We start from the raw sequence: 25,285 nt of genomic DNA, 5'->3' as shown, positions 1-25,285 counted from the left end.
TGCAGCCATCACCTTGCATCGGGCAGCGAACACACGCATTGTGATGCTTTGCATGAGGCCTCGATGGATTATCTTATTTTCTGGGAATGGCTCAGCTTTGCCGCCCGCTGGTTGCATGTGATCACTGCAATCGCCTGGATCGGATCATCCTTCTATTTCATTGCGCTTGATCTGGGGCTGCGCCGCCATCAGGGCTTGCCGCAGGGAGTGAACGGCGAGGAATGGCAGGTGCATGGCGGCGGTTTCTATCACATCCAGAAATATATGGTCGCGCCGCCGAACATGCCGGAACATCTGATCTGGTTCAAATGGGAGTCCTATGCCACGTGGCTCTCCGGCTTTGCGCTTCTATGCATCGTCTATTATGCTGGCGCCGACCTTTATCTCATCGACCGCAATGTTCTTGACGTCTCAACGCCGGTCGGCATCCTGATTTCGCTTGCATCCATCGGTCTTGGCTGGCTGATCTATGATCTCCTGTGCAAGTCGCCGCTGGCAAACAATGACACGGCCTTGATGATCATTCTCTATGCGGTCATCGTTTTCATGACGTGGGGCTATACGCATCTGTTCACAGGGCGCGCGGCCTTCCTGCATCTTGGTGCATTCACCGCCACGATCATGTCCGGCAATGTTTTCCTGCTGATCATTCCGAACCAGAAAAAGGTGGTTGCGGATCTGATCGCCGGAAAGACACCCGATCCGAAGCTGGGCAAGCAGGCCAAGCAGCGCTCGACCCACAACAACTATCTGACGCTGCCCGTTATTTTCCTGATGCTGTCCAACCACTATCCGCTGGCAAGTTCGACGGAGTTCAACTGGATCATCGCCGCGCTGATTTTCATCATCGGCGTGTTGATCCGTCACTACTTCAACTCAAAACATGCGGGTAAGGGCAATCCGCACTGGACATGGCTGGCCTCGGTCGTGCTGTTCATTGTCATCATCTGGCTGTCGACCGTGCCGAAGGTTTTGACAGGCGAGGAAAAAGTATCGAATGCGGCTGCGCCTTTTCTGGCTGCGACGAACTTTCAGCAGGTGCGCGACACAGTGATGGGACGCTGTTCCATGTGCCATGCGGCGGAACCGTCGTGGGACGGGATCATGCATGCACCCAAGGGAATTCGCCTCGATACGGATGAACTGATTGCGACTCATGCCAGTCAGGTCTATCTGTTCGCCGGTGCCAGCCACGCCATGCCACCGGGAAACCTTACTCACATTACAGATACCGAGCGGGCCCAGATCGTATCGTGGTATCGCGCCGCGGTATCGGGAAAATCCACGCAATGACCGAACTTCTGTTACGCGGACGTCTGCTGACGTTTCACGATGAGCCGCTGGCCGGGGAAGCCAGTCCTGACGCGTTCACCTATATTGAAGATGGCGGGCTGCTGATCCGCGACGGCAAGATCTGGGCCATCGACGACTATGCCCGCCTGCGCGCCGGGGAAGGCCGGAATGTGGAAGTCATCGACCATCGCCCGCACCTGATCATGCCGGGCTTCATCGATACGCACATCCATTATCCGCAAATGCAGGTCGTCGCTTCCTATGCGGGCGAACTGATGGAATGGCTGAATAAATATACCTTCGTCGAGGAACAGAAATTTTCCAATCAGGGGCACCCGGAGCGGATTGCCTCGGCCTTTTTTGATGAACTGATCCGCCACGGCACCACGACAGCCGCCGCCTATTGCACCGTGCACAAGGCGTCGGTCGAGGCGTTTTTCACCGAGGCGAACAGGCGCAACATGCGCATGGTCGCGGGCAAGGTGATGATGGACCGCAATGCGCCTCCCGGTCTTCTGGACACGGCGCAGTCGGGTTATGACGACAGCAAGGAGCTGATCCGCAAATGGAACGGTGTCGGGCGTCAGCTCTATGCCATCACACCGCGTTTTGCGCCGACATCGACGCCGGAACAGCTGGAAATGAGCGGGGCACTCGCCCGTGAATATCCTGATCTGCATGTGCAGACCCATCTGTGCGAAAACACCGCCGAGATTTCCTTCGTGGCCGAACTTTTCCCGTGGAGCCGCGACTACACGCAGGTTTATGAGCATTATGGTCTGCTTGGCCCGAAGACATTGCTTGGGCATTGCATCCACCTGACCGATGTGGAAATCGCTGCCATAGCGAACAGCGGGTCGGTCGCGGTTTTCTGCCCGACCTCGAACCTGTTCATTGGCAGCGGACTGTTCAATCTGGCTCGTCTGGAAGCATCCAACCCGCCGGTGCGCCATGCGATTGCCACCGATATCGGCGGCGGCACGTCCTATTCCATGCTGCGCACGCTGGACGAGGGCTACAAGATCCTGAATATTCAGGGCCAGCGTTATCATCCCCTGCGCTCGTACTATCAGGCGACGCTCGGCAATGCCCGCGCACTGTCGCTGCAGGGTATCATCGGTTCATTCACACCCGGTGCCGAGGCGGATTGCATTGTGCTCAACGCCCGTTCAACCCCGGCCATGCGCCTGCGCATGGAGACGGTCGAAACGCTCGTCGAAGAGCTTTTCCTGATGCAGACGATGGGCGATGACCGCACGATTGCTGAGGTTTACGTGGCGGGAAAACCTGCGAAGAGCACATTGACCTTATAACAAGCCATTGATTTCACGGGAATATCCGGTGGTACGGAACCAAGTGCGGTTCCGCACCGTTCGGCTTTGTCACTTTCTCGCAGATCAGGGTTTTCCATGGCGACACAGCACCGAGATTTGAGAACCGGCCAGCCGATCTGGTTGGGCCGACCGGCCGAAACCGTGCGCTACGACGCACTGACCCAAGATATCACAATCGATGTGGCCATCGTCGGTGCAGGTGTCAGCGGGGCGCTCGTCGCCGAGAGCCTGACCGATGCGGGAATGTCAGTTGCGGTGTTTGACCGGCGCAAACCGGTGACCGGTTCAACACCCGCCAGCACGGCTCTGCTGCAGTTCGAAATCGACATTCCCCTACACGTCCTTGCCAGGAAGATTGGTCTTGCCGATGCAGAGCGGGCGTGGCGGCGTTCAAAACTATCTGTCGACATTTTGCGGGAGCGGACCCGCCGTCTTGGCATATCCTGCGAAATGAAAAACCGGGATTCGCTTTATCTTGCCGGGGATATGCTCGATGCGGATGGACTGCAGCGGGAAATGAATGCCCGCCGCCATGCGGGATTTGAAATAGAGCTGCTGAACCGTAAAGAACTGAAGGAGCGGTTCCGTATCGATCGCGCTGCCGCCCTGATGTGCTTTGACAATATCGAAGCCAATCCACGCAAGCTGGCGCATGGTTATCTCCGCGCTGCTGTTTCTTTCGGGGCTGCCGTTTATGCGCCGGTTGATATCATCTCGGTCGAATCCTATCCCCGGCATGTGATCGCCACCACCACGGACGGGCAAACCATCCGCTGCAAGCACCTTGTCTATGCCACGGGCTACGAAATTCCCGATGTGGTGCCGCAAAAGGGTCATCAGATCATTTCCACCTGGGCTTTGGCAACGCCCCCGCAAAAGCAGAACCTCTGGCCGGAGCGCTGTCTGATCTGGGAAGCGTCGGAACCCTATCTCTATATGCGAACGACACGGGATGGACGGATTATCGTCGGCGGCGAGGATGAGGAATTCGAGAACGAAGCGAAACGTGATGCCAAGCTCCCGGCCAAGACAAAGGTCATCCTGCGCAAGCTGAAAAAGATGTTTCCCGATGTGGTCGCGGAAGCCGATTTTGCCTGGACCGGGTGCTTTGGAGCCAGCGATACGGGCCTGCCTTCAATCGGCGAGATACCCGGAATGAACCGCTGTTATGCCGTGCTCGGCTATGGCGGCAACGGGATCACCTTTTCCATGGTCGCCGCACAGGTGATCCGCGGGCTGATCGCCGGGACGGGCGATGCGGACGCCGATCTTTTTGCCTTCAAGACGGGCTAGGGTCTGGACCCTAATCATTCGACGCGATAGCCGACTTCCGCCGCCGCGTGACCCAGCGTCTGCCAGAACGAACGGGCAAAGGTCCGGAACACGTAGAGGTCAAACGTTTCCGCATCGATACGCTGGATATTGGTGTGAATATCGTGATGCAGCGTGGCGCGGCCAAAGCCAACGGGAAAACCGTGCTCGGAAAAGTCTATGGCGAAAAGCTTCGATAGCACCCATTCGGACCAAGGACCCTTGATGCGAATGGCCGTGCGGCCATGGGTAAGATCGATGATCGTACCGGTTTCGAGCGGTATGGCCTTGCGGAGACGTTCTTCGAGATCATCGGACGGGGCCACGATGAAATAGCGGCCGGGGGAGAAACCGAAGGCGGATTTCTCGCCCGCACTGCGTCCGGCGCCGGGTTTGTCCGGGACGTTCAGTCCGGTCACATCGCTGATGGCGGCCAGAATGGCGGGGATGGTACCGCGCCATGCGGTGACCTGCACGATGGAAACGTCGTTGCGCTCGGTCAGGACGAGGCCGATACCCCCGGCGGAGTTGCCGTGATCACCGGGAACGAACGTGTGCCCGAGTGGCGATTGTGGTTCAGCCATGCATCCGGCTCCCGTCTGGATCAAACATGTGGTGACTGACGATCTCGACGGCGCCGTGCTTGCCGCGCAGAAGGTCGGTCGCATAGGCGCGGTTGCCGATCATCGATGTGCCATGCTTGACCAGAGCCAGCGCAATATATTTGCCAAGCGCCGGGGAATAGCACGCCGCTGTGACGTGGCCGAAACTGTCGGCGGGTTCGCGCGGCGCCGCATCGCTGACAATATGGCTGCCGCCATTGATCGACTGGTTGTCAAGCGAGATCAGGCCGACGAGCGACAGACGGTTTTCATCGTTCAATCCCGCACGGTCCTTCATGCCGGAGCCGATATAGGGCTTCTTCTTCGACAGCATCCAGTCGAGATGCAGGTCATGGGCTGTGGTGCGGCCATCGATTTCGGCACCGGTGACGTGACCCTTTTCAATGCGCAAGGTGCCAAGCGCTTCCAGCCCGTAGGGCATGATGTCAAAAGGCTTGCCTGCTTCAAGCAGCGCTTCCCAGACCTGCGTTCCGAACCCGGCGCCGCAATAGACTTCATAGGCGAGTTCGCCCGAGAAGGAGAGGCGGCAGACCATGACCGGTACATCGCCGATCAAGCCATGGACGATACCCATGAACGGCAGTGTGGCATTGTCGATTGCGGTGTCCGTGACGCAAGCTTCCAGAACGGCGCGGGCTTTGGGACCCGACACGGCCGATCCGGCCCAGACATCGGTGACCGAGGTCAGATGCACGCGCAGGTCAGGCCAGACGCAATCCAGATAGAATTCCAGATGCTGCATGACGTTTCCGGCATTGGCCGTGGTCGTCGTCATAAGGAACTGCGTTTCACTCAGGCGCCATGTCGTGCCGTCATCATAGACAATGCCGTCTTCGCGCAGCATCAGGCCGTAGCGCGCCTTGCCGACGGGCAGGGTGGAAAACATGTTTGTGTAGACGCGGTCGAGGAACACGCCTGCATCGGGACCCTGAATGTCGATCTTGCCGAGGGTCGAGACATCGACGATGCCGACGCTCTGGCGTACGGCGCGGGCTTCGCGCACATAGGCCTGCTCGACCGTTTCGCCGTGGCTGCCGTAGATCATCGGGCGGTGCCACAGGCCAGCTTCATAGGTCCTGGCACTGTTGGCCAGATGCCAGTCATGCATCGGGGTGAGCCGGTGCGGTCGCAGGTCGCCATAGCGCTCACCGGCAATCGCACCGAAGGACACCGGCGTGAACGGTGGTCGGAAACGGGTGGTTCCTGCTTCCGGAATGGTGATGCCACGCACATCGGCCATGATGGCCAAGCCGGGAATATTCGATGTCTTGCCCTGATCCGTGGCCATGCCGAGCGTCGTGTAACGCTTCAGATGCTCGACGGAATGAAAGCCTTCGCGATAGGCGAGGCGGATGTCGTCGGCGGTGACGTCGTGTTGAAAATCGACAAACGCCTTTTGCGATTTGACCGCAGGCTCGATTTCAAACACCGGAGCCGGCGATGCGTCGAACATCGGAGCGTCGACGGCTGGCAGTTTCGGTTTGGTCTTGGATGACGAGCCTTTGGTCGCGCCATCGGAAAGCACACTGACCGTATCCATGTAACCGGCCGCCGATCCCGCCGTGACCCAGTTCTGGTTGGGTTCAGGCGGCAGGAAAGCTTGCAGGTCCTCATCCCATTCCGGTTTGCCACCCGCCTGGCTGGCGAGATGGATAGCCGGGGACCATCCGCCGGATACACCAAGGCAGTCGGTTTTGATTTCCCGAGGTGCGCCGGAGACATGGCCGGTCTGTGCATTGAAATGCTGCACGGTGATGGAGCTCAGCGTCTTGCCCGCATGGGTACCGGTCACGGCATGGCCAAGGATCAGCTCTGCTCCCGCCGATGATGCAATCTCGATGCAGGCGCCGGACACATCGGCGCGTACGTCGACGATGGCAACGATGTTGATGCCTGCCTGCGCCAAGGCCCGTGCTGCTTCATAGGCACTGTCATTGTTGGTGAACAGCGTCACATTGTTTCCGGCAGCAACACCGTATTCGATCGCGTAGCGCCTGACAGCATCGGCCAGCATGACGCCGGGACAATCATTGCCAGGAAAGACGATCGGCCGCTCGAATGCACCCGTGGCCAGAATGGTCTTGCCGGTGCGGATTACCCAATAGCGCTGGCGCGGCTGTCCCTTGGTGCGGTTGGGCTTGAAATCCGAGACATGCTCGATGGCCGTCAGGACATTGCCGTCATAATAACCCCAGACGGAGGTGCGGGTGAGAAAACGCACATTGGGGAGATTGGCGAGTGCCGCCGCCTTTTCCCGCGCCCAGACAGCGGCATTGCGTCCGTCAATCAGTTCCGCCGATGCCAGAAGCGAGCCACCGGCAACCGGTTTTTCCTCGGCAATGATCACCTTTGCGCCGGTTTCCGCAGCAGCTTCTGCAGCCAGCAGTCCGGCAGGCCCGGTGCCCACCACGAGCACGTCACAGAATGCATTCATGCGCTCATAACGGTCGGGGTCCGCTGCAATGCCTGCCCTGCCAAGACCGGCGGCGCGGCGGATGAATTTCTCGAAGAACATCCAGACCCTGGTGCTGCGCAGCGGACCTATGGCCGGTCCCATGAAGGTCTTGTAGTAGAAACCGGCCGACAATATCGGTCCTGCCAGCTGGTTTATGGCCATGAAATCATGTTCGAGTGATGGAAAGCGGTTCTGGCTTTCGGTGACGAGTCCGTCGTGAATTTCTAGTTCCGTGGCCCGGACATTCGGCTCGCGCACATCGCCGGAGAGAATGGTTACAAGCGCGTTGGGCTCATCACTGCCAGCGGCAAAAACACCGCGGGGCCGATGATACTTGAAGGATCGGCCGAACAGCGTCACACCATTGGCGAGCAGCGCAGAGGCAAGTGTATCATCCTGATGGCCGCTATAGGCCTTTCCGTCGAAGGTGAAACGGACTGTTTTCGTACGGTCGATCCGCCCGCCCTGGGGGAGTCGCGAGCTGGTCATGGGCGGTCACCCTCTCTCCCCGAAGAAACAGCGTCACGGGCAAAGCCCACGGACGAAATGACATGGGTTGCCATATCCCGGGTGATGATCAAATGCTGGCGGCATCCGCCGGCGTGCAGCCAGAATTCGCGGTGCGAGCCCATAGGATTGGTCCGGTCATAGACATAGGCATTCCATGCGGTCTGATCGGATGAGGCCGGATCAGGACGCTGGCGCGTTGCGTCGCCCTGATAGGTGAATTCGATGACGTCACGCGGTCCGCAATAGGGGCATTTGATGATCATGGTCTTCTTGTCTCGAAAGCGAATCTGTTGCGGTGGCGTTTGTTTCTCGATTGTGCCAGTCAACAGTGTGTGTCCGGACTGGTCAAGATGAGTGCGAAGAGAAGGTGAGCAAAACTGTTACTTTGACAAGGTTTTCGGCTTGCCTGATGAGTGACGATTCATGATTACCCCGGCATTATGCTACTGTTGGATCATTAGGATGGTCACCACGATAGCGGCGAGCACTATCAACAAGCCGACCACTCGGGGGAATGAAAGCAGAAAGTGCCTTGATTGTGCCGACATGAACGGGCAAATCGGCGAAGCAAACTATTCATGAATGGATCTAGACCTGTGATCGCATCTTTTCTTCGGCAGATTCTTCTGACGATTCTTGCCGTGATGTTTCTGGCGGCCCCGGTTCAATTGGCTTTGGCGCAAACGCCTGCACCCGCTCCGGCAGCGACTCAATCTGCGCCAGTTGCAACCGAACAGGCACCTGCGGCTGCGCCGGCTCCTGTTGTCGTCCCCGTAGAGCCTGCACCTGCGGTTCAATCGGGTATTGTCGCCGAGCAGCGGCCGGCCATTGACGCGTTGAAGAAGCAGATCTCGGCCTACGAACAGAAGTTCAAGGAAAAAGCCGACGCGGATGCGGCGCTGGCCAATCTTCGCCTTGATCTGGAAGTGACCGGCAAGAAGCTGCTGGATATCGGTGTTTCATTCCGTCCCCGCATCACGGAGATCAATGCCCGTCTCGAACAGCTGGGATCGCCGCCGCCGCAAGGACAACCGGCAGAGGCGAAGATCGTTACAGACGAGCGGACACGCCTGACGACAGAAAAGGCCGAGATCAATGCGGTTCTCGGTGAAACCGAAGACCAATTGCTCGAAGTCAACAAGATGATCGATGCGATCAGCGACGCACGGCGCGAACTCTTTGCCAATACCCTGTCGCAGCGCGTTGACATCAATTATTCCCTCGGCAGTGAAGTCATGGAAGCCTACGGCCAGGAAATGAGCACGATGAATCAGCTCATTTCGTCCTGGTGGCGCTTCGTCATCACGTTCAAATGGCAGTCGATGCTTGCCGCCGCTTTCTTCGCGGCAGTTGCTGCACTCGTTCTTCTTATCGGCGGCCAGCGGCTTCTGGGGCATCTTTACCTGCGCGATCCCGCGATTGAAGAGCCGTCGTACCTGAGCCGTTTGGCGGTCGCCTTCTGGTCAACCCTGATGCGGTCGCTGACAGTTGTGGTGTTTCTTGCCACCACTTACTTTTTTCTCGGCTATTTCAATGTGTTGCGGCCCGATGTCGGTTCGCTTTTCTACACGCTCTTTTCCGTGATCGGCATCGTCTATTTTGTGCATGCCCTGGCTCAGGCTGTCATTTGTCCCGGTGCACCGAACTGGCGTCTGGTGCGCGTCGCACCGCGTCCGGGCCGTATTCTCATGGTTCTGATCACAGCGACGGCGACCATTACGGGGCTTGATTATCTTGCCAATACAGTCAACCAAATAGCAGCATCACCCCTCTCGCTGACAGTGGCGAAAAGTCTCTTTGCAACTGTTCTGGTCGGGCTTCTGATTATCGCCATGGCGCTGCTGAAGCCGTTGGAGGATCAGGAGACCGGAGCGGCAAAGCGCTGGCCAAGGCCGTTGCGGCTGTTTCTCTACGCCATCGGCCTCATCCCGATCATTGCCGCCTTGCTCGGCTATATCGGTTTTGCACGCTTCGTGTCGCAGCAGATCGTTATCAATGGCGCCGTGCTCGTGACAATGTATCTGGGCTTTCTGACGGCCCGTGCCGTGGCCGATGAAAACGCTCTGGGTGGAACTGTGCTCGGCCGTACCATTCAGACGCGGTTTGGCATCGATGAATCGACACTCGACCAGCTTGGCCTGATCGCGAGCATTGTCATCAACGTCTTTGTGCTCCTGCTCGGTATCCCCGTGATCCTGCTGCTCTGGGGATTCCAGTGGAGCGAGATGACGGTCTGGTTCCTCACCATCGCCACGGGATTCCAGATCGGTTCGGTGACTATCTCGCTGGTCGCGATCGCCGTCGGCATCCTGCTGTTTCTTCTGTTCTACTTCTTTACGCGCTGGTTTCAGGGTTGGCTGGATGTTCGCGTCATGTCGCGTGGCAAACTGGATTCCGGTGTGCGCAACTCGATCCGTACCGCGGTAGGTTATCTCGGCCTTGGCATAGCTGGCCTCATTGGCATCTCGGCAGCGGGCATCAATCTTTCCAGCCTGGCACTGGTTGCCGGCGGTCTCTCGCTCGGTATCGGTTTCGGTATGCAGGCGATCGTTTCCAACTTCGTCTCCGGTTTGATCCTTCTCGCCGAGCGTCCCTTCAAGGTAGGTGACTGGATTGAAACCAGTGGCGTCGGGGGAATCGTCAAGAAGATCAGTGTTCGCGCAACGGAGGTCGAGACCTTCCAGCGCCAGTCGATCATCATTCCGAACTCGTCCTTCATCAATGGCAATGTCGGCAACTGGACCCATCGCAACAAGCTGGGCCGTGTCGAAATTCCGATTGGCGTTTCCTACAAGGTCGATCCGCGCCGCGTGCATGCCATCCTCATGGATATTGCGCGCAGCCATCCGCTCGTTCTGAAAAACCCCGAGCCGTTCGTTGCATTCAAGGCACTGGCAGACTCGACCATGGATTTCGAAATGCGGGTGCATCTGGCTGATCTGTCGAATTCCGGCACCGTGCAGAATGAAATCCGCTTTGCGCTGGTCGATCGCTTTGCCGAAGAGGGCATCGAGATTCCATTCCCCCAGCGGGACGTCAATATCCATCTGGATGACGCGGATGCGATCGTGCAGATGATCACGGAGCGCGTAAAGGAACAGCTTGCCGGCCAGCCGAAGAAGACAACAAAGTCTTGATCATCGGGGTTGATGCCAGGTTTGGTACTTTAGTCTAAATCACGGAAAAATAACGAGACGTTCAGTTGCCGTTCAGTTTCACCCCGTTATAACTACTGTCGAAAAGGGCACGTTGAGCTCGACTTAACAGGGGCGGTGGAAGCACCGGGGTGAAATGAAAAAGTTTGCTGTTGTTATTCTTACAAGCACCATTTTGGCCGGACCAGCTTTCGCAGCCAGCCTTAAGAACAGCGATGCCAGCGCTCAGACCATTGTCGTTACCGAAGGCTCCAGCAAGACCCAGTTGCAGGTTGCTGCAGGCGATACGGTTGAATTTTGCAGCAGCGGTTGCTTTGTCACTTTCCCCAACGGCGACCGTGAAGCTCTGACGGGTGGTGAAAGTATCGAAATCAAAGGCGGCAAGGTTTCGATCAAGTAGACGAAACCCGGCTATTCGCATAAATATAGGCCCGTACTGTTCCAAACAGTTCGGGCCTATTAATTTCTCGTTCACTGTCGACATTGTTTTCAAGGCTATTTTTTTATCTTTCACAAGCAGTTCACTCTTCATTTCTACTTTCCCGATAGGTCGTTGCATGGGGAATAACGCATGGGGATGTGTCGGTGAGCGTGCAGTCGGGCAAGCAATTTGTGGATCTCGTTGTTGATCTTGATGGCACGTTGATCGCCACTGATCTTCTGTGGGAGAGTATTTTTCAGCTGCTCAAGCAGAATATGCTTTATCTTTTTGTCGTGCCGTTCTGGGCATTGAGAGGAAAAGGCTATCTGAAGCACCAGATTGCCGAGCGCGTGCGCATTGATCCGGCTCTTCTTCCCTACAGACAGGATTTTCTGAATTATCTGCGCGAGGAACACGGCAAGGGCAGGCGGATCGTTCTGGCGACCGGTGCCGCGCGGCGGTTTGCCGATGACATTGCCGCCCACATCGGGATCTTTGATGCGGTTTATGCCACCGACGCAACGCGAAACCTGACATCGAAGCTCAAGACGCAGTTCCTGATCGAGACATTTGCCGGAAGAAGCTTTGCCTATGCGGGCAACAGCAGGGCCGATATCCCGGTCTTCGAGGCTGCAGGTGAGGCCATTGTAGTTGCGCCTGACAGAGCTGCCGCCAAATGGCAGCGCGCGCATCCTACCCGATTGTTCGAAACACCGAAGAGGAGCTGGAAAGCATTCTTTCGTATGCTGCGGGCGCATCAATGGATGAAGAACACTCTAATCTTCGTGCCACCCACGCTCGACCATGAACTCACGAACTGGTCTGTCCTGGGCAACGCCCTGATCGCTTTCTGCGCGTTCTCTGCGGCAGCTTCGGCGATTTACATCGTCAATGATCTCTTTGACCTGCCGCTGGACCGGCAGCACGCCCGCAAAAAAAGCCGTGCCTTTGCCAGCGGGGCTTTCTCCATACCGTTCGGGCTGCAGATGGCATTTGTGCTTCTGGCGATAGCCGTGCTTCTGGCAACCCGGTTGCCCCTGGAATTCGGTATCGTTCTCGGCGTCTATATCATCGCAACCACAGCTTATTCTCTGGCGTTGAAGCGCATGCTGCTGATCGACGTGCTGATGCTTGCGGGACTTTATACGGTGCGTGTACTGGCCGGTGCTGCCGCGACGCAGATTGAAGGGTCGTTCTGGCTTCTGGCATTCTCGTCGTTTTTCTTCCTCTCGCTGGCTCTGGTCAAACGCTACGTGGAACTGCAGCACACCGCCTTGTTTGAGAAAAACCGGATTGCAGGCCGGGGATACCGGGCGGATGACCGTGAAATGGTTGCGCAATGCGGCGTTGCCTCGGCGTTCGCCGCTGCGCTGGTGCTTGCACTCTATGTCGACAGTGATTCCGTGGTGCGGCTGTATTCCTATCCCTGGATGATCTGGCCGCTTTGTCCCATCGTTCTCTATATCAATATCCGCATCTGGATTCTGGCGCATCGCGGCGAAATGCACGAAGATCCGGTGGTTTTCCTTATCTCCGATTGGCGCAGCCAGATCATGATCGCGATCGGTGCTGCCCTCCTGCTCTACGGTGGCGCAAGGGCATGACCCGCGAATACGAAAGCTTCGGCCGGATAGACCGCCGGCGCCGGTCCGCCATCTCGCTGGAGGAAGCGCGGCAGGCTTTCGAGCTGGCATTGCCCGGATCCTACCTGCCGTTCGGCAATGGCAAATCCTATGGTGACAGCTGTCACAATGACCGCGGCCTGCTGGTGGACATGCGGCCGAACAACCAGCTTATTTCTTTCAGTGCCCGTACGGGCATCCTGCAGTCGGAAGCGGGTATGCTGCTGTCGGACGTTTTGGCCATTGCCGCGCCGCAAGGCTATTTTCTGCCCGTGACACCCGGCACCCGCTTTGTCACGCTGGGCGGCGCCATCGCCAACGACGTGCATGGCAAGAACCACCATCGGCGGGGTACGTTCGGCTGTCATGTCGACAGTTTCGATCTCCTGCGCTCGGACGGCAGCGTCACGGCCTGTTCGGCAACGGAGAATGCCGACCTGTTCCGTGCGACGATTGGCGGGCTCGGCCTGACGGGGATCATCCAGACCGCCTCAATCCGGCTGATGCGGGTCGGTTCGCTCGACATCGAGGAGCGCGTCACGCGTTTCAAAAACCTGGACGCCTATTTCGATCTTGCCGCCAAGGCGGATGACGATAATGAATATGCCGTTGCCTGGGTGGATCAGCTGAGCGGCGGACGTGATGCCGGGCGAGGGGTGCTTCTGACCGGAAACCATGCCGATAACGGCAATTTCGACATCAGCACGGGTACGACCCGGTTTCGCGTGCCGGTCGACCTGCCGGTTTCGGCGCTGAATTTCCCCAGCCTGAAACTCTTCAATGCCGCTTATTACCATCGCAAGGGCAGCAGGGCCGGCACGGGGCTGACGGGCTACGTGCCCTTCTTCTATCCGCTTGATCAGGTGCGCAACTGGAACCGCCTTTACGGCCGTGCCGGGCTCTATCAGCATCAGAGCGTCATTCCCGAGATGATTGCGCGCGAGACGATAGCCGCCATGCTGGCGGTGACACGGCAGGCCGGGCAGAACTCGTTCCTGACAGTTCTCAAGCGTTTTGGCGCCGCCGCCTCGCCGGGCATACTGTCGTTTCCGCGTGCGGGTTATACACTCACGCTGGATTTCCCCAATCGTGGCCGCAAGACGCTGGCCCTGCTGGCGCAGCTTGACCGCATGACGATAGACGCAGGCGGCAGGGTCAATCCCTACAAGGACCAGCGGATGAGCGCGGCGGTGTTCAAGGCGGGATTTCCGCAATGGAGCTCCGTGGAGGCATTGCGCGACCAGAAGTTCGTTTCGAACTTCTGGGACCGGACTGCCCTGTCCGGGGAATGAACGGGATTGGGCAGATGGTTCAAGTTTTAACGATGGTTTTCGAAGCTCTTCAACGTAAGGTTGATATGAGCGGGGCTGGCAAGAGGGGGTAGTGTTGGCATGACAAAATATATTCCGTTCATTCTCTTTACCGTCATGACCAATGCTGCGGCGCAGGTCATGCTGAAATACGGGATGATCACACTCGGACCGATCAGTTTCAGCGCGGACAGTTTCATCCAGCGTGTGTTTCAGATTGTCTTTAACCCCTGGGTTTTCGCCGGACTTTTCACCTTCGTCATTTCCATGGCGTCGCATCTTTATGTGCTGTCGAAGGTTGATCTCTCCTTCGCCTATCCGTTCCTCAGTCTCGCCTATGTGGCGGTCGCGCTGTTTGCATGGGCTGTCTTCAAGGAGGAGCTGGGTGCCTACAAGATTGCCGGAATTGCGCTTATCATGCTGGGCACGATTTTCATTGCGCAGAGTGGCCGGCATGGTGCCTCCGAGCCCGGTGACCAGTCACCGCCAGCGTCCACCGCATCATCCTGAGTGAGCAAAACCATGAGACATATCATTTTTGGCGGTGACGGTTTCGTTGGACGTCATCTGGCACCCAAACTGGTGGCGGACGGAGAAGAGGTCATTGTCGCGGATATCGTCAAGAGCGATCTGCCGCATTATGCCAATGTCGCCTTCATTGCCTGCGATGTGACCGATCCACAGGCAATCGCCGTCGTCGGCATCAAGGCGGACGACATGGTGTACAATCTTTCGGCGAAGATGCTGTCGCCGCTGCAGGTGCGTGCCAAACGGCATGATTTCTTCTTTCCGGTGAACTATTTCGGCACTGAAAACATCATTAAGGCGATGGACAAAGCTGGGGCCAAGAAGCTTGTCCATTACACCACAGACATGATCTATGGTCACACCTATGTCTGGCCGCAGACGGAAGAACATCCGGCGGCGCCATTGGGTGAATATGGCCTGTCAAAGCTGAAAACCGAGGAACTGGCGGCTGAATGGCGAACAAGAGGCATGGACATCTCGCTGTTTCGTCCGCGCCTGATCATCGGTCCGGGACGGCTTGGTATTCTTGAAAAGCTGTTCAAGCTGATCGACTACAATCTACCGGTTCCGATGATCGGTTCGGGCAAGAACCCCTATCAGTTCATTTCGGTGTTCGATTGTGCCGAAGCCGCGCGCGCCGCTTGGAAGGCGGGGGTGCCAAACGAGGCCTATAATCTTGGCTCGCTCAACCCGCCGCCGGTGCGCAAGCTGCTGGGCGACCTTGTGAAGTTTGCCAATTCGAAATCTCTTCTGCTTCCGACACCCGCTTGGGCGGTCAAGAAAACGCTGGATATGTTTGACTGGCTGAACATGCCCATCATGGACCCGGAACAGTATCTGATCGCCGACGAAATGTGCGTTCTGGATGTCTCGAAAGCCGAGCAGCAACTCGGCTGGATACCGCAATACCGGGACGAGGACATGCTGATCGCGGCCTATCGCGAATATCGCAACAAGCGAGATGGCAAGGTTGTCGAGCAACCATCATCGATCACGGCGCAATAACAGGGAAGACCGATGAACAAGCTGACACTACTGCCAAAAGACGAAGCGCCCGGATCGGTCGCACAGATCGCAAAGCCGGATCTGTTGACGGTCGAAGAGGCCAAGGTGATGACGCTGCCGCGCATGACGGAGCTTTTCACCAAACATCTCAATCCGGGTCAGCTGCACTTCATGAAGCTGCTGGGCTTCCACAAGATCAAGATCGAGCATGCGGAGGGCATGTATTATTACGATCAGAACGGCCGGGCCATTCTGGATTTTTTCGGCGGTTTCGGCTCACTGGCCTTTGGCCACAACCATCCGCGGATCGTCGCTGCGCGCAAACAGTTCCAGGACGAGCGGCGTCAGGAAATCGCCATTGCCTTCATGTCGCAATATGCCAGCGCACTGGCCCATAATCTCGCTGCCTGTTCGCCCGGTGATCTCGACATGGTTTTCCTCGGCTCTTCCGGTTCGGAGGCCATGGAGGCCGCAATCAAGGTGGCGGAGCGTGCAGCGGGCCCGAAGAAGCCAAAGATCGTCTATGCCGAGAATTCCTTCCACGGCAAGACCAAGGGCGTGCTCTCCATCACAGACGGTCCGCTTTATCGCGGTGACTTCAAGCTTGTCGACAATACCGTGCGTATTCCGTTCGGCGATATCGATGCGGTGGAGACCGCATTCCGCTCGGAACCGGAAATCGGTGTCATCGTGCTTGAGACAATTCAGGGCGGCGGCGGTATCATTCAGGCGCCGGATGCCTATTGGCAGAAGCTGCGTGCCCTGTGCGATCAGTATGGCGTGCTCTGGGTCGCCGATGAAGTGCAGTGCGGCTTTGGCCGTTCAGGAAAATTCTATGCGTTCGAGCATGCGGGTGTCGTGCCCGATGTGACGGCGCTGGCAAAATCGCTGGGTGGCGGAAAGGCCGCTGTTGGCGCCATGATTGCGCGGCGCGAGGTCTATATGAAAGCCTATGGCACGCCCAAGACGGCAATGATCCACGCCATGGCAACTTTTGGTGGTATCGGCGAAGCCTGCGTCACGGCAATCGAAGCGATCAACATCCTCTATGACGAGCATCTGATCGACAATGCAGCCGAGACCGGTGGCTATCTGCTGGAGCAGCTCGACGGGTTGAAAGCCAGATATCCAGCCATGATCAAGGATGTTCGCGGCAAGGGATTGATGGTCGGCCTCGAATTCCACGATTTTTCCAAAACCGTTCCGGTCGTCCTGCGTCCGGTGCTCGCCATGCTTGACGACAAGCTGAAGGGATCTCTCCCCGGCTTTATCGGCAGCCATCTCCTGCGCGATCACGGCGTTCTGGTGGCTTTCACGGAGTACAACCGGAATGTCGTGCGTCTCGAGCCGCCATTGATCTGCCAGCAGGAACACGTCGACAGGTTCATCACGGCCCTCGATGAGGTGCTCGCGCGCGGCATCGTTCGGATCGTCAAGGATTTCGTCAAAGCGCAGGTGAAATGAAGCCCGAAAGGCCGGGCAACTGTTCCGGCCTTTTACTTCCGCAGCACGGCAATGCCCGGACGCAACAGTAGATTCCAGCATTCGTTCAGCTTGACGACGGTGCGGTCATCCAGGGCCTTCCCGTAGACTTTCCAAAGCTTCAAGCGTGCCGTGGTTACCGGACAGCTTGGCCGCAGCACCCCGTCAGTCGCCCTTACGGCCTCTTCTTCCTGTGCGGTCAAGTCGCCGACAGTGCGGAAGGGGTCAGCACCGATCTGTATGTAACGCGTTGCGTCGCGATCAAGAATCCACGGAAACGGGTTAGTGAAATCGAGTGTCATCAGGCTGTTCAGACGTATGCCATTGGCAGCCTCGAACTGCTTGATCGCCTTGACTGCCCGATCTGCCGACACGAGCCAGAACATCTGGTAATCCAGCTCGGAATAGAGTTGCCAGCTTGGAAGCTGCCCCTGTTCCGCCAGTTCCTGATAGGTAAGGGCATTCCTGGCGTAATGCGCCTGCAGGAGATCGACCCGTTCCATGATGTCCCTGTGTGTCGATACAAGGCCCATGGATTTCACGTCGGTGACGGGCGCTGCTGTGTAGGTCGGCGCCACTGCCGCCATGCGCAGGGATTCGTGGGTGACCTTGGTGACGGTGGGGATCGCCGTGAATGCAACGAGAGCGTAGATGGTGAGGCGCTGCCGTTCCGGCAGGGCGGTGGACTTGACGATGAGAGCCAGAAGGACGGGCCAGAGGAAGATGAATTCCTGGCTGCCGGTGTTCTGGGTTTCGAGAAATATTCCCGCGACCATCACGACACCGATCCAGAGAAAATCCTGATCGAGAACGGCTGCGGCCGCCTTGGACGAAGGCTGGCTCGCCAGTTTTCTGATCAGGGCGGCGAGGCTGTTGCGATTGGTCCAGAACAGAAACACCGCGAGGACTGCCGAGGCCAGGATGACGTCAAGCTTGGTGGAGAAAACGGTCAGGAACCGCGGCAGGAGCATGTCCTGGTTCATGCCGACCAAGGTGATGATGCTCGACAGATAGCCCGATACCATGCGGTGGTTCAGCTCCAGAACAGCCAGAACCGCGAGCACCACTGTGATGGCCAGCAATACATGGCGCCATTTCAACCGGCCGGTGAATATTGCAAACAGACCGATCAGGCCGCCCGCGAGAAAGCCGGTGATCTTGGTCAGAAACAGGGCGAGCATTGAGAGAGCCGCGATGACGGCGAGCTTGCGTGCGTTCGGCAGGAAGATCAGCGCGCTGGTCAAGACGTAGAGCAGCAGCGACGTGTGCCGGTTGTAAATGCCGACACCATTGGATCCGGGATAAGAGTGAAAGCTCTGGGTGTTGGTCGGGCAGATGGCAAAGACCAGAAAGGGAACGAGCACGGCAAAGGCGAGATTGCGGCTTCGCTTGTCCAGATCCAGAACGATTACAGCCATAAGAGGGGCGGCAACGATGAGAGCGGACCATTGCGCCAGGAGCGTCGGTTGACCATTCGGAAAAAGCCATTGCAGCCAGTAGAATTGGTAATAATCCAGTGCGCCGACCGGCGCCAGAAAATCTACGGCCGGAATCTGGCCCATCTTTATGCGCTGGGCCGCATCCAGATAAATATAGGTGTCCCAGTACATCGGCCCGATCGGCACGACGAGACGCAGGCTGAGCAGAATAGCCAGCAGCACCAGCACCACCAGCAGCAGGGCCAGCGGGGAGAACAGAACGCGTGGCGGTTTGGTCATACCGGTGGAAATGTCTGACATTGTCCTTCGATTCAGGCTCGGCGGCGCTTGAAGACCATCATTACGATGGCAAGTCTCCATATTGCGTTAAATCGGCGTGGTAGTTTGAGCAGAAATTCATGCAAAATGCAGCCAGTTTGCCGCGCGTCGCGGCGTGTTTTGGCCATGTCGCAAACAGGCCTTAGCAATGGACAGTACGAACGGCATAGTGCAGAAAATGGCGCGTGCCGCCTGACCACCGATTGATATCAGAGGATTGAATGAAATGAAGACCCAAGCGCGTGTAGTTGTTATCGGCGGTGGTGTGGTGGGTGTCTCGACACTCTATCATCTGGCCAAGAAAGGCTGGAGCGATGTCGTACTGATCGAGCGCAAGGAACTCACCTCAGGTTCGACATGGCACGCGGCTGGGCTGTTGCCGCTGTTCAACATGAGCTATTCCGTTGGCCAGATTCACAAATACTCGGTAAAATTCTATCAGGAGCTGCAGGAAGAGACCGGCATGAATGTCGGCTTCACCAATTGCAGCAATATCCGTCTCGCCCGTACCAAGGATCGCTGGGACGAATACATGTACTATGCCGGTGTTGCCGAGACGATCGGCGTGCCGGTCAAGCTGCTGACGCCCGAACAGGTCAAGGAAATCTGGCCGCTGGCGGAAATGGACGGCATTCTCGGTGCTATCCAGCATCCGGAAGACGGCTACATCCAGCCAGCCGATCTGACGCAGGCCCTCGCCAAGGGCGCGCGTGATCGCGGTGCAACCATCTATCGCTACACGACGGTTCTCGGCATCGAGCAGCTGCCCTCAGGCGAATGGCTTGTCAAAACTGACAAGGGCGACATCACCGCTGAACACGTTGTTTCGGCAACCGGCAATTTTGCCCGCAAGACCGGCAAGATGGTCGGCCTCGACGTGCCTGTCATTCCGGTTGAACACCAGTATATCGTCACCGAGCCGCATCCCGCCATCGTCGAGCGCAAGGCCAAGGGCCTGCCTGAGATGGGCGTACTGCGTGAAAGCGATTCGTCCTGGTACATGCGCGAGGAAAACGGCGGTCTGCTGCTCGGGCCATATGAAAAGGGCGCGCCTGTCTGCTATGTCGACGGCCCTTCCGATGCCAGCGAATACGAGCTGTTCCAGGAAGATCTTGATCGCCTCGAACCCTATATCGAGACAGCCATTGCCCGCGTTCCGGCCTTCGGTGAAGTCGGTATCAAGAAGGTCTACAACGGCGCCATCGCCTATACGCCGGATGGTTCGCCCATCATCGGACCTGCGCCGCGCCTGAAGAATTTCTGGCTCAACGAAGGCCATTCCTTCGGCGTCACCGCCGCGGGTGGTGCCGGCTGGCAGCTGGCCGAATGGATCGTCGAAGGCGAGCCCTCCATCGACATGATGGGCGTCGATCCGCGCCGCTTCGGCCCCTATGCGACTGAAGGCTACCTGAAGGAAAAGAACGAGGAAGCCTATGCCGAGGTGTTCTCGGTGCACTATCCCGATGAAGAGCGCGGTGCTGCCCGTCCGCTCAAGCGTTCACCGTCCTATGATCGCCAGAAGGCACTCGGCGCCGTGTTCGGCACCGTCTATGGCTGGGAACGCGCCAACTGGTTTGCGCCGCAGGATTATGGCCTCGACGTCGCCAAGCTGGACAAGCCGGATGTGCTGATGAACCACAATCATCCGAAGCCGGATGCGGATGGCAAGGTGAAGGAGATCTGGTCCTTCCATCGTTCGAACTATTTCGAGCATGTCGGCAACGAGATCAAGAACGTCACCAGCAATGTCGGCCTTCTCGATATGTCAGCCTTTGCCAAGATTGAAGTGGCGGGCCCCGGTGCGCGCGAATGGCTCGATTCCATTCTGGCAAACCGCATCCCCAAGAAGCAGGGCCGTATTGCGCTTTGCCACCTCCTGACCAAGCAGGGCGGCGTGCGCTCCGAGTTCACGGTCTACGAATGGGCTCCCGGCAAGTTCTATCTGGTTTCCGCCGGTGCCTACGAGAACCATGATCATGATTATCTCGTCAAGCTGCTGCCAGCCGATGGTTCGGTGACGCTTCGCCCGATCACGCAGATGTATGGCGTTCTGGTGCTTGCAGGCCCCAAGAGTCGTGAGGTTCTGCAGAAGATCACCCGTGCCGACCTCTCCAATGAAGCGTTCCCCTGGCTGTCAGGCAAGGAAATCAGCGTTGGTACGGCAACGGCTCATGCCCTGCGCGTCAACTTTGTCGGCGAACTCGGCTGGGAACTGCATCATCCGATCGAACAGCAGAACAGCATCTATGATCTGCTGCTCGAAGCCGGTGCGGAATTCGGCATCAAGCCGTTCGGTATCCGCGCGATGACGGCAATGGCGGTCGAAAAGTCCTATCGCCTGATCCCGCGCGAACTGTCGATCGAATATAATGCCTTCGAAAGCGGTCTCGATCGTTTCGTCCATCCCAACAAGGGGGATTTCATCGGCCGCGATGCGGTTGTGAAGGCTCGCGAGGATGGCCTGAAGTGGAACTTTGTGACGCTTGAGGTGCATGTGCCCGGTGTGTCCGATGTGGATGCGCGGGGCAGCGAGCCGATCTATGCCAATGGCCAGCTTATCGGCCGTGCGACCCATGGCGGTTATGGCTGGCGTCTGGGCAAGAGCCTGGCTCTTGCCATGGTCAAGCCTGATTACTCGGCACTGGGCACACAGCTGGAGATCAAGATCCTCGGCAAGACGCACAAGGCGACGGTTATCCCCGAAACTCCGTTCGATACCGAGAACGAGCGCCTCAGAGCCTAAAAGACTTCCAACGGTTTGAAAGACAGGAAACGGCGTCCGCGAGGGCGCCATTTTCGTTGGCGTTCAATAGAGCGTGAACGGACTGTATCGGGCTTTGTATTGTGGCCGTTTGCGTTACACTTCCCCATGGCATCGCAACAGAAAGCTTCCGGCGGTTTTCTTCTCCTTGCTGCTTCGTTGGCAAGCTCAATCGCATGCGCCCAGCCGTCCCCCGTTGATGTTGATGTTGAACTGGTGCTGGCGGTAGATGCCTCCCGCTCCATGGAACCCTTTGAACAGAAGATTCAGCGTGACGGCTATATCGCTGCGCTGCGCCACAAAGAGGTGATCGATGCCATTCGCGAGGGCGTGCACGGCCGCGTGGCAATCACCTATGTCGAATGGGCAGGCGCCGGTGTGCAGCGGATCATCGTGCCGTGGACGCTGGTGGACGGCGTGGAATCGGCCGAACGGCTGGCTTCGGCACTGGACCAGCCTATTCCTTCGACGCAAAGCCGCACGTCCATTTCCGGGGCGATCGATTTTGGCGCGACGCTGTTCGACAACAATGCGTTCCGGTCGTCGCGCCACGTGATCGATATTTCCGGCGACGGCGCGAACAATCATGGCAGGCCGGTTGTCGAGGCGCGTGAAGAGGCGATAGCCAAGGGCGTGACCATCAATGGCCTGCCGTTGATGACGCAGAGCGATTTCTATTCGGACTGGGCTGTTTCCGATCTTGATGCATATTACGGCAACTGCGTCATCGGCGGGCGCGGCGCCTTCATGGTGCCTGTCACGTCATGGGAGCAGTTTCCCGAAGCCGTGCGGCGCAAGCTCGTTCAGGAACTGGCGGGCGATCCCGGCATCATAAGACATGCGGAATGGTCACCCCGAGCGAAGCTCCCCGTTGTTCTCGCCCAGGCGAAAAAAGACTATGATTGCCTCTCCGGCGAGAGGATATGGCAACGCCGCATGCAGGACTGGGAGACGCGATAGGCTGCATGTGCATTGTGCGTGGTTCGACAAGCTCACCATGAGGAAGAGTGGTGCTGCAAGGCTAACCGAAAACAGTGCAGACGCTATTCACCTACTTTGCAGAACTTGACTCCCTGCAACCCTCACTCCCCTCGTGGTGAGCTTCCTGAGCCTGTCGAAGGGCGAACCACGAACCACAGTCTCTGCCGCACCGTGCAGCAGAGCAAAACGGGAGAAACTCGTCCTAAGCCGCCATCAGCTGCTTGCGGTCGGCCCGTTCCTGCTGCGGCGAACGGCCATACAGCTCGCGGTAGCATTTGGAGAAATGCGATGCCGAGACGAAACCACAGGCAACGGCGACTTCAACGATGGGCATGGATGACTGGATCAGCAGGTGGCGGGCTCGGTCGAGCCTGATCTCCAGATAGTACCGTGCCGGGGACCGGCCCATTTCCTGCCGGAACAGGCGCTCGATCTGGCGGCGCGACAGGCCGACATGATCGGCGATCTCGATCAGCGACAGCGGTTCGGAAAGCCGGGCCTCCATCAACTCGATGATGGTAAGGACCTTGGAATTCTGCACGCCGAGGCGCGCGCGCAACGGCAGGCGCTGGCGGTCATGCGGGCTGCGGACACGATCTGTCAGCGCCTGTTCGCAGACGCGATTGACGATGTTGTCGCCGAAATCGTCGCCGATCAGCTTCAGCATCATATCAAGCGCGGCAGTACCGCCGGCGCAGGTGTAGATATTGCCATCCACTTCGAAGAGGTCGGCATAGACATCGGCTTTGGGGAATGATTCGGCAAACCCGGGCAGGTTTTCCCAATGGATCGCGCAGCGCTTGCCCGAAAGCAGCCCGGCGGCCGCCAGAATATGCGCGCCCGTGCAAAGACCGCCAACGGCCACGCCGCGGTTGAACTCTTCACGCAGCCAGGCATAGACGGATTTGTTCTGGAATTTTTCGACATGCACGCCGGAGCAGACAAACACCATCGAGGGGCGGTCTTCGCCGGTCAGGAAACGGCGCTCGTCTTCAAGCGAGGAGTTGGCAGCGCATTCAACGCCATTGGAGGCAGTGACGGGCTTACCGTCCACGGAAGCAAGGCGCCAGCGATAGGCCTCATATCCGAGCATGCGATTGGCAATGCGGAGCGGTTCGATGGCCGTCGCAAAAGCGATCATCGAAAAGTTCGGCACGAGGAAAAAAACAAAAGACCGCTTATTGAGGCCCGTCTGGTTCATGATGATTCTTGGTTCCCGTTTTTTACTACGAGGCCATGTCGCACCTGAAGTAGAGTCTTCAAATCACAAACGTGGTCTCTGGAGCTTTTTTTCAGATAGAACCATAGAATTATTCTAAAGGGAAGAGAGTGCGCCTGTGTCGCAAAAGCGCAGGTAGATGACATGATAAAGGGAGCAGACGTGGACCGGTCTGCTCCCTTACTGTTGTGTTCTCATGGCTTATTGGCGCGTACGGTTGACGTCGTTGCACTCGATAACCTGACGCTCGTACAAATCCGGCCAGCCAATATCGAAACGGATATTTTCCGGCAGACTGTCCAGAGCCGCTTCCGTTGCACGCAGACGGCGTTGGCGGACAATTGTATCGCGCGAGCTCGCTGCTATTGATGCTACGTTTTCCGCTGTGCGCGTCACGGCGGCGAAAAGACGTTCACTCAAACTTGCCTCGTGCTTGACATGAAGTTCATTGCAGACACTCATTTTACTGCTCCTATGCTTTAGATGACTGTTTTTCTACAGTCAGTTTGTTGTGTGATCTTGACTATCTGCTCAAGTTCATGTTCAATCAAACGAAATTATAGAACGCTATGGTTCAGAAAAATTGATGAAGGAGACGCCGCAATGTCAGCACCGATGCAGCATCCCATACCGATCCTTGATCTCGATGTGTTGCGCACATTTGCCATGATTGCCGAGACGGGCAGCTTTTCGAGTGCAGCTAACGCCGTGTTCCGGACGCCGTCGGCGGTATCCATGCAGATCAAGAAACTGGAAGAGACGCTTGGTCATATCCTGCTTGAGCGCGATGCGCGGTCGGTCAAGCTGACGCCGAGCGGCGAGCTTCTGCTGGGTTATGCGCGCCGCATGCTCGCGCTCAACCGCGAAACAGTTGCGAAGTTCATCACTCCGACTGTTTCCGGCGTGGTCCGGCTCGGTGCGCCCGATGATGTCGGCGAAAAGGTTCTGCCCTTCGTTCTCAAGCGCTTTGCCGAATCGCACCCGGATGTGACCGTCGATGTGGTCATCGACCAGAGCAACAGCCTGCGCAAGCGGCTCGATGAGCAACGGCTTGATGTGACCCTGGTCAATGTCAATGAAACACTGGCAAGGCTTGATGACGTCGAAGTCCTGATGACCGAAGATATCATCTGGGCCGGCGCCAAATGCGGTACGGCGCATGAACGCAATCCCTTGCCCCTGTCCATGTGGGAAGAAGGCTGTATCTGGCGCGCCAATGCCATCAGTGCACTGGAAAGTGCGGGCCGGGACTATCGCGTCGCCTATATGAGTGCGCATACAATGGGGCAGCGTGCCGCCATCGTGGCTGACCTTGCGGTTGCGCCATTTTCAAAATTCCTGCTTGAAGACAATATGGTTGAGCTTGGCGCCGAACACGGGCTGCCGCCCCTCGGGGAATCAAAACTCGGCATGCTGGTGGCCAAGAATGCCGGTGCGCATGTCAAAGCCGTCGCCCAGCATCTCCGGGTGTATTTCGAGGGTTATGAGCGGACAGGAAAGCTTTAGGGGGGTGAAAAC

At 57.6% G+C, this 25,285-nt stretch carries 19 protein-coding genes; 13 read left to right on the top strand and 6 right to left on the bottom strand.

Annotation, left to right across the window (positions count from 1 at the left end; all coding sequences use genetic code 11):
• The first annotated feature begins 63 nt into the window (after positions 1–63).
• From FHW16_RS11315 to FHW16_RS11305, 3 genes are all read left to right on the top strand, one after another.
• Positions 64–1,293: a urate hydroxylase PuuD gene (locus FHW16_RS11315; RefSeq protein WP_182549290.1), complete on the top strand. Its 1,230-nt coding sequence runs from the start codon at positions 64–66 to the stop codon at positions 1,291–1,293.
• Positions 1,290–2,606, top strand: a complete 1,317-nt coding sequence (guaD, locus tag FHW16_RS11310; RefSeq protein WP_182549289.1) for a guanine deaminase — start codon at positions 1,290–1,292, stop codon at positions 2,604–2,606. Before FHW16_RS11315 ends, guaD begins: the two co-directional genes overlap by 4 nt.
• A 96-nt stretch (positions 2,607–2,702) precedes the next feature.
• Complete coding sequence (locus tag FHW16_RS11305) at positions 2,703–3,920, top strand: NAD(P)/FAD-dependent oxidoreductase (protein WP_182549288.1); 1,218 nt, start codon at positions 2,703–2,705, stop codon at positions 3,918–3,920.
• A gap of 14 nt (positions 3,921–3,934) precedes the next feature.
• On the opposite strand, the gene FHW16_RS11300 is transcribed toward FHW16_RS11305, so the two are convergent.
• The 3 genes from FHW16_RS11300 to FHW16_RS11290 are packed head-to-tail and all read right to left on the bottom strand — an operon-like array spanning position 3,935 to position 7,789.
• Positions 3,935–4,522 (bottom strand): sarcosine oxidase subunit gamma family protein, encoded by a 588-nt coding sequence (locus FHW16_RS11300; RefSeq protein WP_182549287.1) that lies wholly within the window; start codon positions 4,520–4,522, stop codon positions 3,935–3,937.
• Complete coding sequence (locus FHW16_RS11295) at positions 4,515–7,505, bottom strand: sarcosine oxidase subunit alpha family protein (RefSeq protein ID WP_182549286.1); 2,991 nt, start codon at positions 7,503–7,505, stop codon at positions 4,515–4,517. The genes FHW16_RS11300 and FHW16_RS11295 overlap by 8 nt, the downstream gene beginning before the upstream one ends.
• The gene (locus FHW16_RS11290; protein ID WP_182549505.1) at positions 7,502–7,789 is read right to left on the bottom strand and encodes a sarcosine oxidase subunit delta; all 288 of its coding nucleotides are present in this window, start codon (positions 7,787–7,789) and stop codon (positions 7,502–7,504) included. The genes FHW16_RS11295 and FHW16_RS11290 overlap by 4 nt, the downstream gene beginning before the upstream one ends.
• Positions 7,790–8,104: 315 nt before the next feature.
• Here FHW16_RS11290 and FHW16_RS11285 point away from each other — a divergent pair, with 315 nt between their 5' ends.
• From FHW16_RS11285 to FHW16_RS11255, 7 genes are all read left to right on the top strand, one after another.
• Positions 8,105–10,663, top strand: a complete 2,559-nt coding sequence (locus FHW16_RS11285) for a mechanosensitive ion channel family protein (RefSeq protein WP_246711716.1) — start codon at positions 8,105–8,107, stop codon at positions 10,661–10,663.
• Positions 10,664–10,817: 154 nt separating this feature from the next.
• A complete protein-coding gene (locus FHW16_RS11280; protein WP_182549285.1) occupies positions 10,818–11,081 on the top strand; it encodes a hypothetical protein in 264 nt (87 codons plus the stop codon).
• Positions 11,082–11,260: 179 nt separating this feature from the next.
• On the top strand, positions 11,261–12,706 hold the full coding sequence (locus FHW16_RS11275) for a UbiA family prenyltransferase (protein WP_432652019.1): 1,446 nt from the start codon (positions 11,261–11,263) through the stop codon (positions 12,704–12,706).
• A complete protein-coding gene (locus FHW16_RS11270) occupies positions 12,703–14,016 on the top strand; it encodes an FAD-binding oxidoreductase (protein WP_182549283.1) in 1,314 nt (437 codons plus the stop codon). The genes FHW16_RS11275 and FHW16_RS11270 overlap by 4 nt, the downstream gene beginning before the upstream one ends.
• Before the next feature lie 99 nt (positions 14,017–14,115).
• Positions 14,116–14,544, top strand: a complete 429-nt coding sequence (locus FHW16_RS11265) for an EamA family transporter (RefSeq protein ID WP_182549282.1) — start codon at positions 14,116–14,118, stop codon at positions 14,542–14,544.
• 12 nt (positions 14,545–14,556) lie between these two features.
• A complete protein-coding gene (locus FHW16_RS11260) occupies positions 14,557–15,567 on the top strand; it encodes an NAD-dependent epimerase/dehydratase family protein (protein ID WP_182549281.1) in 1,011 nt (336 codons plus the stop codon).
• Between the two features lie 12 nt (positions 15,568–15,579).
• Positions 15,580–17,031 (top strand): aspartate aminotransferase family protein, encoded by a 1,452-nt coding sequence (locus FHW16_RS11255; RefSeq protein WP_182549280.1) that lies wholly within the window; start codon positions 15,580–15,582, stop codon positions 17,029–17,031.
• Between the two features lie 32 nt (positions 17,032–17,063).
• Here the strand turns inward: FHW16_RS11255 and FHW16_RS11250 are convergent, their stop codons facing one another.
• Entirely contained in the window at positions 17,064–18,788 is a 1,725-nt protein-coding gene (locus tag FHW16_RS11250; protein ID WP_246711715.1) for a hypothetical protein, read from the bottom strand.
• Between the two features lie 244 nt (positions 18,789–19,032).
• On the opposite strand from FHW16_RS11250, the gene FHW16_RS11245 reads away from it, so the two are divergent.
• Both FHW16_RS11245 and FHW16_RS11240 read left to right on the top strand, forming a co-directional pair.
• Positions 19,033–21,549: a GcvT family protein gene (locus FHW16_RS11245; protein ID WP_182549279.1), complete on the top strand. Its 2,517-nt coding sequence runs from the start codon at positions 19,033–19,035 to the stop codon at positions 21,547–21,549.
• 126 nt (positions 21,550–21,675) lie between these two features.
• On the top strand, positions 21,676–22,527 hold the full coding sequence (locus tag FHW16_RS11240) for a DUF1194 domain-containing protein (protein ID WP_182549278.1): 852 nt from the start codon (positions 21,676–21,678) through the stop codon (positions 22,525–22,527).
• A 223-nt stretch (positions 22,528–22,750) separates the two neighbouring features.
• On the opposite strand, the gene FHW16_RS11235 is transcribed toward FHW16_RS11240, so the two are convergent.
• Together FHW16_RS11235 and FHW16_RS11230 are read right to left on the bottom strand one after the other, a co-directional pair.
• A complete protein-coding gene (locus FHW16_RS11235; protein WP_182549277.1) occupies positions 22,751–23,749 on the bottom strand; it encodes a GlxA family transcriptional regulator in 999 nt (332 codons plus the stop codon).
• Between the two features lie 219 nt (positions 23,750–23,968).
• Positions 23,969–24,229, bottom strand: a complete 261-nt coding sequence (locus FHW16_RS11230) for a hypothetical protein (RefSeq protein WP_182549276.1) — start codon at positions 24,227–24,229, stop codon at positions 23,969–23,971.
• Between the two features lie 141 nt (positions 24,230–24,370).
• On the opposite strand from FHW16_RS11230, the gene FHW16_RS11225 reads away from it, so the two are divergent.
• Positions 24,371–25,273 carry a LysR family transcriptional regulator gene (locus FHW16_RS11225; RefSeq protein WP_182549275.1) on the top strand — a complete coding sequence of 301 codons (903 nt, stop codon included), beginning with the start codon at positions 24,371–24,373 and terminating at the stop codon, positions 25,271–25,273.
• The last annotated feature ends 12 nt before the right edge of the window (positions 25,274–25,285 follow it).

The sequence above is a fragment of the Phyllobacterium myrsinacearum genome (genome assembly GCF_014138285.1).
Taxonomy (GTDB): Bacteria; Pseudomonadota; Alphaproteobacteria; order Rhizobiales; family Rhizobiaceae; genus Phyllobacterium; species Phyllobacterium myrsinacearum_A.
This window is presented reverse-complemented; position numbering and strand designations above follow the sequence as displayed.